This window comes from Vibrio sp. Vb0304, assembly GCF_033338995.1.
GTDB classification, from domain to species: Bacteria; Pseudomonadota; Gammaproteobacteria; order Enterobacterales; family Vibrionaceae; genus Vibrio; species Vibrio alginolyticus.
This window is the reverse complement of record NZ_JAWOTT010000371.1, coordinates 1-1,033: the sequence shown is the minus strand read 5'-3', so window position 1 is coordinate 1,033 and position 1,033 is coordinate 1. Positions and strand designations below refer to the sequence as shown.

Below are 1,033 nucleotides of genomic sequence, written 5' to 3'. Positions count from 1 at the left end.
TCAGAGCCTTGAGATAAAAACTTAGCATAGTCAGGTAAAACGTAACGCGGTTTAAAAGGCGCATGACCTTCAAACATGTCACAGATTACGCCATCGCTCATCGCTTCACGAAGTGCTTCAGAAATGGGCATGTATGGAATACATGCTTCGGCTTCTAAAGCGAGGAAGTTAGACTTCTGTTTCGGAGACAAACGGCCGTCAGTTGCGATATTGAGAAAACGCTGTTGGAGTTCAGATAGGCTTGTCATCAAGGATGTTCCTGCAAAAAAGACCACGACATCTGGATCTGGGTAGGTACAGACCATTACCCCTAAAGGGCTAGAGTGAATTTTACGCCTAGTTAAGCCTTGCCACTAATGAAAAAAAACAAACCGTTAATTTCCATATTGGAAATAAGCTATCCCTAAATTAGGGGTTGCCTCACAATCTAGCTGCGATTCGCCGTAGATAGCATCACACCAGCACTGATAAACACTCCACCCGTTAAGCGATTGAACAACTTAGCTCGTCCTGCTTCAAATAACCAATTGGATGTTTTCACCCCTAATAAGGCGTAAAAGGTTAACCAGCTCAATTCGAATACTACGAACGTACCCGCGAAAATCGCATATTGGGTCAACAGCGAAGCGGCTGGGTCAATGAATTGTGGGAATAGTGCCGTAAAGAAAATAATGGCTTTCGGATTACTGGAACCAACGATAAAACCACTGGTATAGGCGCTGACGTGGCTGGTTGACACCTGTGCAGAACCGGACTTCGAAAAATCGTTTTGTTTTGATCGAAATGCTTGAATGCCTAACCAAATCAAATATGCCGCACCACACCATTTGATGATGTTAAACACGAACTCAGAAGACGCAATCACAACGCCTAAACCGGTAAAAGAAAGGGTAAGAATGATGGTGATCGCGCTTAAACTGCCTAGAGCCGTCGTCAGTGCGAGGCGAAAGCCGCTGCTGACACCTTTACTTAAGCAAAGTAGAGAACTTGGCCCAGGAGAGGCTGTGAGAACGAGTATCGCGAGAGTGTAGTA

The 1,033-nt window shown here is 45.0% G+C and carries 2 protein-coding genes; both read right to left on the bottom strand.

The window, feature by feature from the left end:
- On the bottom strand, positions 1 to 248 hold a 248-nt coding region (locus R7P35_RS26340), incomplete at its 3' end, for a glycyl radical enzyme domain-containing protein (RefSeq protein WP_318093447.1).
- A gap of 179 nt (positions 249 to 427) precedes the next feature.
- The coding region (locus R7P35_RS26335) for a LysE family translocator (protein WP_318093446.1) at positions 428 to 1,033 on the bottom strand (606 nt) is incomplete at its 5' end.